Consider the following 16,319-nt stretch of genomic DNA (forward strand, 5'->3'; position numbering starts at 1 on the left):
TTTTATTATGGCTGCATTTAGATATGTAGTGAGGACGGATGAAGTAAAATCCTCATGCCTTTAGGCTGAGGAGTGTCAAATTTATAAAGATGGCTGGCTGAAAATTCCGGAGGAACAGGCACGTAGTGAAGGCAGCTTTCCGGGGGAAGCTTCCCCCGGAAACGTGCCGCCCGTATTCCGTGCTTTAGACCGGAGACGCCAGATACCAAGTGAGGGAGACCCTCATCAAGTACTGGCTCATGAAAGCCGCCTACGCAGGGTTTACCCTGCCATAATGCTATCTTTTCAAAAGCTTAACACATTTCTTATGCTGACGTGTTAGCATAAGAATGTAGTTGGTTAGGTCGAAACCAGTGATAATTTACGAGTTTAAAGTCAGAGGGAAAGATAGGCAGTATAGAGCAATAGACGACGCTATCCGTACATCACAATTCATCCAAAACAAATGTCTACGTTACTGGATGGATAACGGCAGATGCTACAAGTCGGGAGACCCGCCCAACGCACTGCCTCACAAAGGCGGAAAAATTGACAAGTATGCATTGAATAAGCATTGCGCTGTATTAGCTGCGGAATTTTCCTTTGCGGATGAACTCAATTCAATGGCTCGACAATCTGCCGCAGAACGTGCTTGGAGCGCGATATCTCGGTTTTACGATAACTGCAAAAAGAAAGTTAAAGGATCGAGCGGTTTTCCAAAGTTTAAAAAACACTGTCGTTCCGTTGAATACAAAACGTCAGGATGGAAACTCTCGAATACTCGCAAAGCTATAACTTTCTCAGACAAGAAAGGAATAGGAACCTTGAAATTAAAGGGAACCTATGATCTTAACTACTATGACATAAAACAGATTAAGCGTGTCCGTTTAATGCGTCGAGCAGACGGGTACTATGCTCAATTTGCGATTGATGTTGATATTAAGATTGAGACTCAACCGACAAAAGAAATGGTTGGTATTGACCTGGGGCTAAAATACTTCATTGCTGATGATAAAGGCAACGTAGAACAGTCTCCCCAGTTTTACCGCAAGTCTGAGAAACAGTTAAATCGCGCCAACCGCAAGAAATCTAAGAAGTACGACCCCAAAAAGAAGAAGGCAAAACAGCCGCAATCAGCCAACTACCACAAAGCCAGAAATCGATATGCTCGGAAACATTTAAGAGTAAGTAGGCAACGAAAAGAGTATTGCAAGAGATTAGCATACTCCGTCATCCAATCTAACGATTTGGTAGCCTATGAAGACTTGAATGTAAAAGGGCTGGTAAGAAATCGACATTTCGCTAAGTCAATTAGTGATGCAGGCTGGTCAACTTTCCGCTCATGGTTAGAGTACTTTGGACACAAGTACCAGAAGGTAACAGTAGCTGTTCCTCCCCATAACACAAGCCAAAACTGCTCTAACTGTGGCGAGAAAGTGAAGAAGTCTCTATCCACTAGGACTCACGTCTGTCCACATTGTGGATATGTGGAAGATAGAGACGTGAATGCAGCCATCAACATCCTGACACGGGGTCTAGGTACCGTGGGGCACACGGGAACTTACGCTTGGGGAGATTTGCCCTCTTGGGCGATTGGTGCAAACCTGTCGTCTAATGGCGAGTCAACGAACCAAGAATCCCCTCGCCTTTAGGCAGGGGAGTGTCAAATACATAGCGCAGATATTGTAGAGTGATCTGCTCACAGGGTGACACAGAAAATTATACCAATTTGAAAAAAGAATGCGACAGATGGATTGTTGAAACTCTTAAGAGCGATCAATCGCTTGGTGTTGAACCAGAAGCCTAATATTTTGGACTGTGGCTTATTAATCCGTAGACGCTTTCTCGGCTCGTCGCTACTACATCGCTTCTCCAGTCGATACAACAGCTACAAAATCTTTTGCCAGTTAGCTTCAGATGATAAAGCTATGAACCTGTATAAAAAATCCAATGTCCAAACCATCCCAAACCCAAGCCTAGACTAGAAGTGCTAGCTAAAATTAGAAAAGTATCAACCTTGCTAAAAGATTTTTCTAATTCCTTTCCAGCCACAGCCGCCACAGCCCCACCCACAGCCGCCACAGCCCCACCCACAGCCACAGCCACAGCCCCAGCCACAGCCACAGCCCAAGCCACAGCCCAAGCCACAGCCACAGCCCAAGCCACAGCCCCAGCCACAGCCACAGCCACAGCCCCAGCCCCAGCCACAGCCACAACCCAAACTATTTGCAGAGGGTTAAGCGTTGCTAATAAATAGCCTATAAATGTGTAATTCAATAATACACCAACCAACCAGCCCCAAGCAATAATTCTAGGTGATTTAGTAGCTGGTTTTGACTTTGACTCGTCGAATTGGCGACGAACAACTTCTGTTTTATGAACTGGCTCAACTAAAGGTGGAGGCACTGCTTTTGGTGCTTCTAGCATTGCCAACCATGCTTGCATTGACTGAGGGCGGTTTTTTGCCTCCAGCGCCATTCCCTTGAGAATTGCTTTATTTAATCGATTACTTATGCTTGGAACAATTTGTTTGGGTGGAGTTAGGGAAGCTTTATTGAGCTTGCGAGCTAGAGAAGTTGTGGGGCGTTGACCTGTCACCGCATAATAAAGTGTAGCAGCCAAACAGTAAATATCGACTGTTGGCTCCCGACTGCCACTGCTCATCTGCTCATAGGGTGCAAACCCGTCATTACCTGCAATACTCGTTGAACTCACTGTTGAGGGAAGTACTTTCTTGGCAATGCCAAAGTCAATCAGAACTGCTTTGCCATCGCTTTGCAGCATAATGTTTCCGGGGTGGGCATCTCGGTGTACTAGCCCTGCTTCATGCACCATGATCAAGGCTTCCCCAATTTGGCGAATACAGGGGACAATCTTAGCTTCTGGTAACGCTTTCCTGCGTCTGACTGCCTCAAATAAATTTTCTCCCGGCACAAAGTCCATCACCAAGCAGTGGATTGCACCTTCCTTAAACAGCTCAATCACTCCCACAATGTGAGGATGGGAGTGTTGAGATAAGCTTGCCAGTATGTGCGCTTCTTTGATAAATCGCTCTATGTACTTGTCATACTCAGGATCATGGCTGAGATATTCATTGGGTGTTTTGATGACAACTGTCTGGTTTAGCTCAACATGCAAAGCCTTATAAGTAATCCCGAATCCCCCCTGCCCCAGGACTTCCTCAATTACATATTTGCCACCTTGCAATCGTTGTCCTGGTGTCCAAGGCATGAATACCTCTAAGTGAGAAAAAAAGACTTGAAAAATTACTTTAATGCCAGCAACCTGATGAAAGTTTAGCTCATTCTACGGTGTTTTGGTAGATGACGGACTGGGAGACACTGACGATGGGCTAGGAGACGGAGATGGTTTGAGAATAGGAATTAAAGCAGCAATGCCTGAGAGTAAGGCTCCAATCGCGGCGATCGCAGCTATAACAAGTGTCCAATTGATTTTTTTCTCCCGATTTGGGTTAGGGTTAGGGAGTACAGTTGATACAGGCTGGGGAGTTTCTCCACTTAACCCTAAAGAATCGAGCCATTTTCGCATCGATTGCGATCGCTGTTGGGGATTTAGCTTCATCCCTGTTAAAATTGCTCGGTTTGTGCGATCGCTAACCAAATTATTCAAGTCTTTCGGTTCCACTAAACGAGCATTGTCCAGTTTGCGTTTCAACGCACTGACGGGTGTTTGTCCGGTTACAAGTACATATAAAGTAGCTGCCAAAGAATAAATATCGCTATATGCCCCTGTTGGTATACTTTTAGCGTAAAGCTCAGGGGGTGTAAATCCCTCAGAAGTTTCCTTAGTTCGGTTTGTGGTTAAAATATGGTCAAAGTCCAGAGCTAAACCAAAATCGATCAGCACTGCTTCAGCTTGTCCATCTCGCACCCGCAAAAAGATATTTCCTGGCTGCACATCCCGATGAATCAACCGATTCTCATGCACAACTATCAAAGCTTCCCCGATTTGCTGAATGTAGCGTAGTGCTTCTTGTTCTGAAAGTATTTGTTGGCGACGATCAGCTAAACTCACCCCATCCACATATTCCATTAGCAGACACCAATGCTCTCCTTCCTTAAACGGTTCTGCAACCTGTACAATATGCTTATGCTTACATCGAGTAAGTTTTACCGCCTCTTGCCAAAACATCGTCTCCAGGCGTTCGCGTTCCTGCGGGGTTAGGGATCTGAGCAGTTCATCATTTAAGGTTTTAATGACTAGGCGATCGCTGTTGCTATTTTTGACTAAATAAGTGATGCCAAAGCGTCCCCTTCCCAACTCTTTTTCAATGGTGTATTTTCCACCTTGTAAGCGATCGCCTGCTACCCAAGCCACATTTGCAACTCCCAAAATATCTGCATTAATTATACCAATCACATTTTTCTGATAGGATAATTAATCGGTGTTATTATTTGGTCGCAAAAAATCGATGCTATGCCAACACGCTCTTAGAACTTAGTCACTGTCACATTAACACCAGATTCGAGTTTTGGAACCTTGAAATACTCAAACTGCTCTGTAGGTTGAGAAGTCTGGTTGATTTGATCAGCTTTTTTATTTGTTTCTTCTAAACATTGTTTGAGGGTATTGCCAGGAGATTTGATCAGCTCAAGCGGGTTAACCTTTTTGCATTGTGACTCGCGTACTACCCCGATTGAGTCAGAAACTTTTCTGAGATTGTTGGTTTGTTCTGTGACAGTAACTGTTCCACTATTAATCGTAGCTGGTTGAGTCACAAGAACTGCTGCCTGACCGTTGTTAGTTACGGCAGGAGACACATTTTCTTCGTTGGCTAAGGCAGGATGAGCTACAACGCTTGTGCTCATGATTACAAACAACGCCGTCAGTAAGCGTCTCATGACTGTATGTGCTCGACACTCACAAAAACTACATAAACATGATGACACAGCGCAAACAAAAAAGTTCCAGACAGGTAAAAACCTGTGTCAACAACTAAGGGAGTAAGGGGGTAAGGGTGTAAGGGTGTAGGGGAACCCCATCAATAAAATTGAGGAGCCAGTGTCGGGGTTCGGCAGTTCCTCATGGGGGTTTCCCCCATGAGGAACTGCCGAAAGGGTCTCCCGACTTGAGACATCTGGCGTGAGCCTTACTTGCGGACGCCGTATTTCTCGCAAAGTCTGCCGGGCAGAAGATTCTGTCCGGCGAGCTTTGCGTACTACGTATCTCGAAATACTTTTCTTTTTCCTTCCATTATTAAAATAAGGGGCTTGTGTCCTTGTTCCGGGGTAGGGGTACACCACAAAGAAAATGTGTTCTTTCCCTTACACCCCTACACCCCCATACCCCTACACCCCTTTCAAAGGTCAGCAGCTTTGGTGAGCCACGTTATTGATCACTCCATAGCTCTAGCTGCCCATAGACGTTGATATTAAATGTAAATTGAATATTGATATAGTTTTGTGGATATTCCGTGGGAAAAGGAGCAAAGGGTACTGCTCGGTTTATGGCATTCAGTGCTGCCTCATCAGTCATGCCAAACCCAGAACTTTGTGCAACGTGAAGATCGCTTACCAAACCAGATCGGCTGACGGTAAACTGAAGCACTGTTCGTTGGGAAGATTGGGTGAGTCCCGGTATCCAGTTGCGCTTCACTTGCTCCTGTAATTGTTGTAGGTAAGCGCCCATGTCTGCATCTTTGCTGGCATCAATGCCTTGTGTCCCTTGATTCAGGCGATTGGAATTCGGCAGCGCTGCCAGATTATTGGTTCGGTAATCACCACTAGATACACTAAGTGGACCACCCAAACGGCTTGCTCCACCTGACTTTGAAGATGCTTGAGAGCGAGAGAGTTTTCGTGGTGATGTTGTTGACTGATTTTGAGAACGCGATGATGCTCTACGCGGTGTTCCTGGGGACAGCAGGGAATTAGCCCTATTCTGAAACTGTTCAGGAGAGGATTTTGCAGCAAGCCGACTACTATTTTCCCGACGAGTTGAAGGTACTGACGGTGTGGTATCAGGTGAAACAACCGTTTGCCGAGGTTTCAATGCGAGTGGTTTGGGTTTTGGTGTAACTGTCGTTGAGAAGGGTGAGGGTTCTGACGGTGTGGTGTCAGGTGAAACAAGCGTTTGCCGAGGTTTGAGTGCGAGTGGTTTGGTAGTAGGTGCAACTGTCGTTGGATATGGTTCTGTTTCTGGGAGTTGAGGTTTTGGTGTAACAACCGTTTGCCGAGGTTTGAGTGCAAGTGGTTTGGGTTTTGGTGCAACTGCTGTTGGCAAAGGTTCTGGTTCTGGGGGTTGGGGTTTTGGTGTAACCCTTCTTTGTCGCAGTTTGAGTGCGAGTGGTTTGGTGGTCGGTGCAACTGCTGTTGGGGAGGGTTCAGGTTCTGGTGGTATCGTTGGTGTAACAACCGTTTGCCGAGGTTTGAGTGCAAGTGGTTTGGGTTTTGGTTCAACTGCTGTTGGCAAAGGTTCCGGTTCTGGTGGTGTCGTCTGTGGTGGAATTGTCCTTTGTCGCAGTTTGAGTGCGAGTGGGTTGGTGGTGGGTGCGACTGCTGTTGGGGAGGGTTCGGGTTCTGGTGGTTGGGGTTTTGGTGCAACTGCTGTCGGGGAGGATTCGGGTTTTGGTGGTTTGGTGATAGGAGCAACTGCTGTCGGGGAGGATTCGGGTTCTGGTGGTTTGGGTTTTTGTGTAACAGCTGTTGGGGAGGGTTCTGCTAGTTTGGTGACAGGAGCAACTGCTGTTCGTTTTGGTTCAGGTGCGAGTGGTTTGGTGACAGGAGCGCTCGCAATTTTCTGGGGTTTGGCTTGCAGTTTTTGAGGAGATGGATTTGATGATACTGTTTTTTGCTGCGTCCGTTCTGGCAATAATAGCTCAGAAGATTCAGAACCGCTCTTAGTTTCGGGTGCAGTTGTTGATCCTGACTTAGCTGCAGAAATAGGTTTTCCAGGTTTTGGTTTTCCACCTGCAACAGAATTTTTGGCAGCCCGTTGTGAAGTTTCCGGGGGCGTCTTTGTCTGATTCGGAGGAACTTGGACGAACTCAATTGGTATTGGTTCGGAGACCTCTTGCTTCGGCGCAACAGCCCTGAGCCAATAATCACTTGCAATTAAGAGAACAGAGTGCAGCAGGATCGAAGTAACTACATAAAATATGAGATTTTCTGGGCGATTTTCTGGGCGATCGCCTTTGAGGGCGTGATGCTTTGCGCCATCACTTTTGTTGCGCTGTGAAGCATGAGACTTAGCCATGTTATTGTGCTTTCTTCCTAACAGCAGCCTCAACAAGTCTTATTTAACAATGTTGGTGTAGTGACTGGCAAACATCAGCACTTTGAGCCTGTGTGCTGGCAATCTTTGATTTTAAAGATTTACCATCTACATTAATCGGCAGGATAGCATGAACCAGCGGCTATTCCCTGTCGAATCATAGCATCAATTTCAGTTCATTCCACCTGGGCTGTGAAAAGTTAAGACAGCGCATTTTTATCAATAAGCATTATTGCTTAACACTTTCTTTGCTAATGGTGAGTTTCAACCTCATCCCGGCTATAGCTGATGCTAAAACCGCTCCTCCCTGAATTCGCGAGGAGGAGTCCAAGTGTACTGCATTGAAATGAAAACCGCCATAATCGCATTTGCGAGGATATGGTGTATTGCAGCACATAGCAGATATTGATTGCACGGTATCTGCTCTCAAGTCTGGTTGATTAGTTATACTTCTTGAAAAAACTGCATATCAATTCGCCAGGATCGTTATGCTCAAATGGCAAAGCAGTCCCATCTTGCAGAACCTTGACTCTAGAGCGACAGTTGTAGACCTCGATAGGTCTTTTGACTCCATCTATGCTAACAGCTGCTCTATATTCCCAATAATTTTTGGCACTTCGTTTAATATCAACAATGCAGAGTTGGTGACCATCCCAATTGCGACACACTGATGCAAGAGCTGGAAATGCTACTGCTAAAGAGAGTACCAATAGTAACACAAAGGCAACATATTTCATCACGGCTAGTGTGTTAATTAATTTTTCGTTGATAGCCTTGCCAATATTTTTCCCGAAGTTTGCCCTTTTGCAATTTACCACTTGGCGTTCTTGATAAGGATTCAGTAAACTCAACACTCCTAGGTAACTAATTCTCTCAAAGGGATAGTTTGTTAGCTGACTTGATCCGCAGGGAAACTGTAGCTATAGGGATTATAATATTTTGAGACTAAAATTCCTCTGATGTTTTCAACTATTGATAATCTGCTCCACCGACACAGAAATATCTGGGAATGCAAGCGGTTGAATTGTTCCCGCAGTCAGTGTGAGTTTTGCGGCGTACTCTCCGTCTAAAGGCTCTCGAAATATCACTAAGTGCAGCTTTTTGAGGTTGACTACCCAATATTCTGGGATACCCACTTCTGCATAGATTTTGCTTTTAATCTCTAAATCTTTCTCTAAACTAGAGTTAGCATACTCAATCAGCCAGAAGATATTTTCTGGATACGGGTGATGTTCTCGATACTCACGTCCTAAGCGTTGGACAATCGCAATATCTGGTTCAGGTTCCGAATCATTGGGTAAAGTGATAGGCTTGGCTTGACGAACCTTGGCGCGTTCACCCAATAACCTTGCTAGATACTCACCCGCTTCATCACTAGAATAAGCATGAGGTTCTCCTTCTGGCGACATTTCTACAATTTCTCCTTTAAGCAGTTCAACATTGCGATCGCTCAAAATACCAGCAGCAATCATGCGGTGATACTCGTCAATCGTCCACTTAGCAGCAATAACAGTCATGGCGATCGCTTCCTCCCAATGATTTGTTTTATATTCTGATCGTGAAGTACCTACACTGTAGCGATTTTGTAGCGAAGCGTGAGAGGCTCACAACACTCAGTTTTCTTTGTTGGGAACAGTGCTTACTTTAGTCTAAACTCCAGTTAGTGTCATAAACTAGGCTGAATCGGTTTCACATGGAGATTTAGCAGCGATCGCTGCCAATGCCTCAAGTGCTAATCTGACCGCTCACTGTTGATACTCTCATAAATACTGGATAGTAATTTTTCAAACACAACTGCTTTAAATTCTTCACTATTCATCACTTGCATAAAGATTTTTTCGTTACCGTCCATGCGTTCGATAAATAGATTTTCAAGATGCTTTTCTAGAACCGGGGCAAAGTTTTCTTTTGTATTGACTTGAGCTGCTTGTTTGATGGAGTCATTAGCGATCGCCGTTTCAGTAATTTGCTCAAAAAAGAGTTGGTCGGCTGGAGTGAAGTTAGTACTAAAACGTTCATTAAGGGAGTCAATAAGCTGGGATAAGGGGACTTCTTTATCTGGCTGGCGAGTTCCCAATGCACTAGCACCTCGTAATGGTTCTGCTTTACCTTCGGTTAAATCAATTTTCCCTTCACTGATTTTTTCCAGGCGATAAAATTTTAGTTCTATATCCCCAGATAAATCAATTTTTGGAGCTTGGGGACTACGGGGTAATTTCTTTAGTAGGAAACGTCCATAGGCATAAAGCTTTTCGAGTTCTGAATCTTGGTAAGGAATAATCTGGGCAAGGAATAGGTAGAGATTGCGGAAGCTGGTAAGTTGGCTTTTAAATTGTTCTTTATCTGAGTCTTGGAGGACTTTATAATTTTCAATAATCGGATCTAGTAATGTATTTAATTTTTTGTGTTCGCCTCCGGTGAGGGAGGTTTTTGGGCGAAACCAAATTTCACACCACTGGTTTACATCGTCTTGGCTAAAAAGTTGCCATTCATAAAGCTGGTAAGACAGATCATTTAATTGTTGCGGATCGGCGGTTTCTCCAACGGGCGTTTCTTCGTAGTAGGGTTTAAAGGCTTTGTAGATGTCTTCGGGTTTATTGACGAAATCTAAAACGAAAATATCTTCTTTGCCTGTGGTGGTACGGTTTAAGCGAGATAAAGTCTGGACGGCTTGGACTCCATCCAGTCGTTTATCAACAAACATAGTATGAAGCAATGGTTGATCAAATTCGGTTTGAAATTTGTTGGCGACAAGCAGCACTTGATAGGCATCGCTGGCAAATTTATCAGGAATTTCTGAAGTTTTGATGCCACCATTCATGTTGACTTCAGTAAATGTTTCTCCGGGTAACTCATCAAGGGTAATAGAACCAGAAAAGGCAACTAGGGATTTAATATCGCTATACCCTTTTTCTTTAATGTATTTATCGAAGGCGAGTTTGTATTTAATGGCGTGTTCACGGGAACGGGTGACAACCATTGCTTTAGCTCTACCCCCAATTTTGTGGCGGGTATGATTACGGAAATGTTCAATGATGATTTCTACTTTTTGGGCGATGTTGTGGGAATGGAGTTCGAGAAATCGGGCGATCGCCTTGGCTGCTTGGCGACGAGGTAAGTCGGGGTTATCTTCACAGGTGCGGATGAGTTCGTAATAGCGATCGTAGCAGGTGTAATTTGCCAAAACGTCTTTAATATAGCCTTCTTCAATCGCTTGGCGCATAGTGTAGAGATGGAAGGGGGCTTTGCCGTTCTCTCCGGGTTCATCGAATACGAGTTGGGTTTTGTACTTGGGGGTAGCGGTAAAGGCGAAATAGCTGAGGTTTGGTTGTTTGGTGCGGCTGATTTGTTCTTTTAGTAGTTGTTTTTTGGCTTCATCAGTGAGATCATCTTCCTCAAGTTCATCTTCCAGGAGTTGGGCGGCGATCGCTGATTCGATACCATCTTTATTCAGGATTTTGCGGAGTTCTGTGGCGGTTTCTCCGGTTTGGGAGCCGTGGGCTTCATCAACGATGACGGCAAAACGTTTATCTTTGGTGGTAATGTCTATGGTTTTACCTTTTTTCGCTAAAGTCTCGATGGCTTTAGTGATGAAAGGGAATTTCTGGACGGTGGAAATGATGATGGGTACACCGTCGCTGAGGGCTGTAACCAGTTGTTGGGTGTTCTCATCAATTTTCTGGACAACTCCGGCTTTATGATCAAACTGATAGATAGTGTTTTGCAGTTGTTGATCTAGTACGGTGCGATCCGTGATGACGACAACGGTATGAAAAATTTTTTCGTCTTGGTTGTCATGGAGGTTGGACAGGCGATGGGCTAACCAAGCAATAGAGTTTGATTTTCCTGATCCTGCCGAATGCTGAATCAAATAATTATGTCCGGCTTTGTGTTGTTTGGTGTGGGCGATGAGTTTACGAACCACATCAAGTTGATGGTAGCGGGGGAAAACCAGGGTTTCTTTTTTCTGGTAATTAACACCAGTGGCGGTAGGAATTTTGGTTTCTTTAATTTCGATGTGGAGAAAACGGGCTAAGATGTCCAAAAGGCTATCTTTTTGTAAAACTTCTAGCCAAAAATAACTGGTGCGATATTCTTCATTGTCTCCCACTGGGTTGCCTGCACCGTGATTATTACCTTTGTTGAAGGGTAGGAAATGGGTACTTTCTCCAGCCAGTTTGGTGGTCATCCAAACTTCTTCGGTATCTACGACGAAATGGACTAAGCACCGTTGTTTAAAGGCAAATAGCAGGTCTTTGGGATCTCTCTCGGTTCTGTATTGGTAGATGGCGTTTTGGTATGTTTGCCCGGTGAGGGGGTTTTTGAGTTCGATAGTAGCGATGGGTAAACCGTTGATGCTGAGGAGAATATCGGGAATACGTCCGGTTTTGATGGTGACTTGGCGGGTGATGGTGAGGCGATTTTTTTCGTAGAGTGCCAAGGTTTCGGGGTTCATGCCTGTGTTCGGCTGGAAGTAGGCAACTCGCAGGGTTTTACCATAGCATTTGAAGCCATTGCGGAGAACATCGAGCATTCCTCGGCTTTTGAGTTCTTTGGTGAGACTATCTATAACGATTTTCTGGGCATCGCTGTTGTTGGCTAGGCGTTTCCATTGTGTGGGCTGGGTGGTTTGGATAAAGTTGATGATTTCCGTGGGGAAAAGGGCGGTTTCTGGGTCGTAGTCGTTTGCTTTACCTTGGTGATAGCCACTGAGTTGCAGGAGTTCCCGTTCGATGATGTCCTCAAATTTGTTTTCTGTGTGCATGAGTATGAAGTATAAATTTAATCAATAAAGTATAAATAAATGTAGGGTGTGTTGTCGCGCAGCGCAACGCACCGACACAGCATTCAAGGTGCGTTAGTCTACGGCATAACACACCCTACGAATTCACGTTGATTTCAATTATAAAAAATATTAAAATTAATCAAGTTTGTTGGTCTAACCAATTGATCAGCTCTTCTAGAGATTGGAAATCAAAAATTGCATCTGCTAGGTTTTCTAATTGTTCTGAAGATAAGCGCTCAATGCGGTTTTCTAAAGTGGAATCAATATTATTAAATCGGCGTTTTAGTAGCTTTTTAACAATTTTTTTTTCTCCTCGTTCAATTCCTCTTTCAATTCCTTTTTGCATCCAACTGGTGACAATTTCCATGATTCCTTCCTCTTCAACTAAGTTGGCTTGTTTTAGTTCGGTATCAAGTGCTTGTTCTTCTGTAGCGTTTAATTTGAGATAGGTGTCAATAAAACCGGAAATTAATTCCATTTTAGCAGGGTTTAACTGCAAGGTTACTAACATCCTTAAGCACTCTAGTTTTACGCGGACTCTTTCTTCTGGGTTAAAGTCCATTTTTGCCATTAATGCGGCTGCTACGGGGTTTGGTTTATTTAAAAAATTGCGCCAGTTGAGGTTATTTAATTGAATGGCGACGTAGTTAAATTCTAGAATTTTTCTGTTAGGGAAGTTAACTGTATATTGGCTTTTTTCTTGGCGTTTTGGTTCGTCGTAGGAGAAAATAACTATAGGGAATATAGGTAATAAATATTTAGCATCTAAACGGGCGAAGTAATGAAACATCCGCCGTTCAAATTCTTTTTGATTATATGCTTGATTTTCTAGGTGAATGAGAAAGTAGGTGTCTTGTTCTCTCCATTTGACTTGGGCTAGTAAATCGATTTTTCTTTTATCTCCAGATGTGACATCAGTAAATATTTCTTCTGGTAAAAAGGTGAGGCTGTCTTTAGCTACATAGTCTAATACTTCTGGTAGAAACAGTTCTATAAATTCCCAAAAGAAAGTCTGGATTAATTCTTTAAAGAGTCTATCGTGATCTATCATGCTTTTTTATTATTTAATTAAACAATAAATAACTCATTTTTAAAACTTAATATCATCTAAGGGTAATAATCCTTCGTCCACATCGGCAAAGTCTTCGTCCAGTGGTTCAAGGGCAGAAAGGGTTTCCAGGAGAGATTTTTTCTTAATGGGGGAAATGATGGCGAAGGGGATACCATTTTGGATGATGGTGAGGGGTTCGCCTGTTTTTTGAGCTTGGTTAATTAGATTTTGGACGGTTTCGGGGAGGTCGCAAAGGGTGATTTGTGTCATAGTGGGTTCTGGGGTTAGCGGATGGAGACTTGGCGTACATCTATTTTACCTGTGACGGCGTTGGTGATGAGGGCGGTGCGATATTCTTTTAATAGTTTGATTGCTTCTTGAATCTTGGATTTTTGTTTGTCAAGTTTTGCTGTTGTTATATCTAAGTATTCGGTGATTTGTTTTTGTATATCAATTGAGGGAATAGTAAAAGTCAAATTTCCGGCTTGTTGAAAATTAAGACCTTCACGAGATGTGCCGTTTTCATAAGAAAAAATTTGTTGTTTTCCCTCTTGAGAACAAAGAAGTAAATGCAAATATTGAGGAAGTATTTCTTTTAAATTTGGTCTAAATATACAAACGTGCTGATTTACATTCGCTTTTCCAAAACCAGGAGGAACTAAACCTACTCTACCAATAGATGCACCTGTAATATTTAGCAAAATATCATTTGGAAATACTCTACTATTAGCTTGTAGATTATCTATCTCATCATCAATATAAACAACATCATCTAAACGAAGTCCCTCATCATACACATTTTGGCTCCTAATTAACATTACACCAGAATCAACATAAATTTCTGAACCTCCTTTCGGTGTTTTTCCACTTCCAATTTTAGTTACCAAAAATTTAGTTTTTTTAACTTCCCAATGTTCGGGAATTTGACCTAACCACTCAACCCCAGAATCTTTCATCGGGACGCTTGGATCTAGTCCTTTGGTGACAGCGTGACTGATGAGGGCGGTGCGTTTTTCGTCGAGTTTTTCAATAAGGGTTTCTTTCTTGGCGATGAGGTCGTCTATTTGTTTGGTTTTATGGTCGAGGAAGCGGGCGATCGTTTTCTGCTCATCCAGTGGCGGAAGGGTAGCCCAAAACTCTTTTATTTTGTCTAAGTGTAAATTAGTAACAGTATTCGATTTAGCACCAATATTAATTTGTGTTTCTGTAAGTTTACCCAACAAAGAATATTGCAAAAATTCAATGTTGACTTTTGGTTTTATAACCTTAATTAGACATAGACTAACAAAAATACTAAAATCAAAATCCCAGTCAACAATTCTAGGAACTCCTATTGTTCCATTTTTAGAGTAAAGTAAATCTCCTTTTTCTGGTTTGCATCTGATAGATAATGTATTGTGTTCCTCTTCGGGAATAAATTTAATATTGTTCATGTTAATAGAATTATTTTTCGCCTGAACAATATCAGTAACTCTTAAAAATGGTATTCCCTCATTAACATAAGTTGGAGTAAAATGTGCGCCATCAATAATTTGATTGGTTATATGTTTGATTCGAACAGCTTTCCAATGCTCAGGAATCTCCCCCAACCACTCAACACCAGAATCCTTATACTTTTCATAACCCTGATACTTACCCATTACACTACCTCCCCCAACATCGCCATAATGTCCAACTCCAGTGATTTAATATCATTTTCAATTTCATCCAGAGGACGGGGCGGCTGATACACATAAAAATGACGATTCAACGGAATCTCATACCCGACTTTGGTTTTATCAAAATCAATCCAAGCATCCGGTACATGGGGCAATACCTCAGCCTCACAATATGCTTCACAATGCCCCTTCACCAACTTAACCAACTCATCTACACTCGCATCCTTGTCATACTCTAAGGGCAACGGTAACGTAATATCATCCGGTAAAGGTACAATCTCCGTATCTCGCAAATTACTATCCGGTTCAGGATTCCCCTTCTTATCCCGACAGATTTCGGCTTGTGGATCAGCCTCACCCAACGCTGCTAAAATCGCCTTGATCACCGGCTCTTTCAACTTTAACCCCGCATTCTTTAACACCCGTTCCAAATCCCGCATAAATTCAGCACGGGACATATACAGGCGATCGCCGTCCAGACACCGCAAAGCATCTAGAATCTGATTTTGGAGGCTTTCACCTATTTCAATTTCTAACTGTTGCACCTTAGCATCTTTACGCTTCTTACTCGTTGCCAAATCCTGAAACGCGTTCTGCTCTGACAATCGAGCCAAACGATCCTCACTTGCCTGAAAATTTAATCTTAAGGGACGCTCCACTGTAATTTTGAGAAACCCAAACTCCCGATTATCAAAAATCTTTGAGCAAACCCGCTTTTCTATCTGCCCGTGTGATTTCACCTCACTTAAACCATTCTGCTCAAAATCCCCATACAGTCGCACCAGTTCCGCAATATGCTCAGGAGATAATTCATTGCGCTTTTTACCGAGACTCTTTTTCATTTTATGAAAATGGCGAGTACCATCAATAAGCTGAACTTTCCCCCGACGATGCGCCGCTTTTTTATTCGTCACCAGCCAAATATAAGTAAAAATTCCCGTGTTATAAAACATCTGGTCAGGTAGAGCAATCACCGCATCAAGCCAGTCATTTTCAATAATCCAACGGCGAATATTACTTTCACCACTTCCCGCATCTCCTGTAAACAAAGGCGAACCATTAAACACAATAGCAATCCGAGAACCATCACCTCGTTCCTCTGGTGGGTTGTGCATTTTCGATATCATGTGTTGCAGAAACAACAGCGAACCATCATTAATTCGAGGTACACCAGCCCCAAAACGCCCCTTAAATCCTAAATTGTCATATTCATCTTTAATAAAATCCTCTTCTGGTTTCCATTCCACCCCAAAGGGCGGATTAGCAAACATATAGTGAAACTGTTTATCAGGATGACCATCACGGGGTAAAAAATTATTACTTTTGCTTTTTGCGTTTTTTATCCCCAAGGTGTCGCCATAGACAAGATTGTTAATCGGCTCATCTTTAATCAGTAAATCAGAACAGCAAATCGCATAGGATTCAGGATTATATTCTTGCCCAAATAACCCTAAATTTGCTTTAGGGTTTTGCTTTTTAATGTATTCCTCCGACACTGAGAGCATTCCCCCCGTTCCTGCTGTGGGGTCGTACACTGTCCGGTAAATTCCTTGTTTAAACAATACCTTCGCCAAAAAAAGAGGATAAATATCTCAATCCCAAAACCTCGACT

Annotated in this window: 12 protein-coding genes; 1 reads left to right on the forward strand and 11 read right to left on the reverse strand. The window is 43.1% G+C overall.

Annotation, left to right across the window (positions count from 1 at the left end; translation table 11 throughout):
• The first annotated feature begins 353 nt into the window (after nt 1-353).
• Entirely contained in the window at nt 354-1,631 is a 1,278-nt protein-coding gene (locus AC5JM2_RS21805) for an RNA-guided endonuclease InsQ/TnpB family protein (protein ID WP_495836917.1), read from the forward strand.
• Nucleotides 1,632-1,905: 274 nt separating this feature from the next.
• Here the strand turns inward: AC5JM2_RS21805 and AC5JM2_RS21810 are convergent, their stop codons facing one another.
• The 11 genes from AC5JM2_RS21810 to AC5JM2_RS21860 form a co-directional block, all read right to left on the reverse strand.
• Nucleotides 1,906-3,210, reverse strand: a complete 1,305-nt coding sequence (locus AC5JM2_RS21810; protein WP_495836918.1) for a serine/threonine protein kinase — start codon at nt 3,208-3,210, stop codon at nt 1,906-1,908.
• A gap of 75 nt (nt 3,211-3,285) precedes the next feature.
• The gene (locus AC5JM2_RS21815) at nt 3,286-4,317 is read right to left on the reverse strand and encodes a serine/threonine protein kinase (protein WP_495836935.1); all 1,032 of its coding nucleotides are present in this window, start codon (nt 4,315-4,317) and stop codon (nt 3,286-3,288) included.
• Between the two features lie 113 nt (nt 4,318-4,430).
• A complete protein-coding gene (locus AC5JM2_RS21820; RefSeq protein ID WP_495836919.1) occupies nt 4,431-4,808 on the reverse strand; it encodes a hypothetical protein in 378 nt (125 codons plus the stop codon).
• Between the two features lie 520 nt (nt 4,809-5,328).
• Complete coding sequence (locus tag AC5JM2_RS21825) at nt 5,329-7,194, reverse strand: TonB family protein (protein WP_495836920.1); 1,866 nt, start codon at nt 7,192-7,194, stop codon at nt 5,329-5,331.
• A 458-nt stretch (nt 7,195-7,652) separates the two neighbouring features.
• Nucleotides 7,653-8,063, reverse strand: a complete 411-nt coding sequence (locus tag AC5JM2_RS21830; RefSeq protein WP_495836921.1) for a hypothetical protein — start codon at nt 8,061-8,063, stop codon at nt 7,653-7,655.
• Nucleotides 8,064-8,177: 114 nt separating this feature from the next.
• Complete coding sequence (locus tag AC5JM2_RS21835; RefSeq protein ID WP_495836922.1) at nt 8,178-8,729, reverse strand: Uma2 family endonuclease; 552 nt, start codon at nt 8,727-8,729, stop codon at nt 8,178-8,180.
• A 215-nt stretch (nt 8,730-8,944) separates the two neighbouring features.
• Nucleotides 8,945-11,977, reverse strand: a complete 3,033-nt coding sequence (locus tag AC5JM2_RS21840) for a type I restriction endonuclease subunit R (RefSeq protein WP_495836923.1) — start codon at nt 11,975-11,977, stop codon at nt 8,945-8,947.
• A 160-nt stretch (nt 11,978-12,137) separates the two neighbouring features.
• Nucleotides 12,138-13,049 (reverse strand): Rpn family recombination-promoting nuclease/putative transposase, encoded by a 912-nt coding sequence (locus AC5JM2_RS21845; RefSeq protein ID WP_495836924.1) that lies wholly within the window; start codon nt 13,047-13,049, stop codon nt 12,138-12,140.
• Nucleotides 13,050-13,088: 39 nt separating this feature from the next.
• On the reverse strand, nt 13,089-13,319 hold the full coding sequence (locus AC5JM2_RS21850) for a type II toxin-antitoxin system Phd/YefM family antitoxin (protein ID WP_495836925.1): 231 nt from the start codon (nt 13,317-13,319) through the stop codon (nt 13,089-13,091).
• Nucleotides 13,320-13,333: 14 nt separating this feature from the next.
• Entirely contained in the window at nt 13,334-14,689 is a 1,356-nt protein-coding gene (locus AC5JM2_RS21855; RefSeq protein WP_495836926.1) for a restriction endonuclease subunit S, read from the reverse strand.
• Complete coding sequence (locus AC5JM2_RS21860; RefSeq protein ID WP_495836927.1) at nt 14,689-16,269, reverse strand: HsdM family class I SAM-dependent methyltransferase; 1,581 nt, start codon at nt 16,267-16,269, stop codon at nt 14,689-14,691. The genes AC5JM2_RS21855 and AC5JM2_RS21860 overlap by 1 nt, the downstream gene beginning before the upstream one ends.
• Between the last annotated feature and the right edge of the window lie 50 nt (nt 16,270-16,319).

The organism is Brasilonema angustatum (assembly GCF_059505445.1).

Coding starts and splice junctions, on each gene's coding strand:
- AC5JM2_RS21810 (WP_495836918.1), bottom strand. CDS start 3,210: ATGCCTTGGACACCAGGACAACGATTGCAAGGTGGCAAATATGTAATT.
- AC5JM2_RS21820 (WP_495836919.1), bottom strand. CDS start 4,808: ATGAGCACAAGCGTTGTAGCTCATCCTGCCTTAGCCAACGAAGAAAAT.
- AC5JM2_RS21825 (WP_495836920.1), bottom strand. CDS start 7,194: ATGGCTAAGTCTCATGCTTCACAGCGCAACAAAAGTGATGGCGCAAAG.
- AC5JM2_RS21835 (WP_495836922.1), bottom strand. CDS start 8,729: ATGACTGTTATTGCTGCTAAGTGGACGATTGACGAGTATCACCGCATG.
- AC5JM2_RS21840 (WP_495836923.1), bottom strand. CDS start 11,977: ATGCACACAGAAAACAAATTTGAGGACATCATCGAACGGGAACTCCTG.
- AC5JM2_RS21845 (WP_495836924.1), bottom strand. CDS start 13,049: ATGATAGATCACGATAGACTCTTTAAAGAATTAATCCAGACTTTCTTT.
- AC5JM2_RS21850 (WP_495836925.1), bottom strand. CDS start 13,319: ATGACACAAATCACCCTTTGCGACCTCCCCGAAACCGTCCAAAATCTA.
- AC5JM2_RS21855 (WP_495836926.1), bottom strand. CDS start 14,689: ATGGGTAAGTATCAGGGTTATGAAAAGTATAAGGATTCTGGTGTTGAG.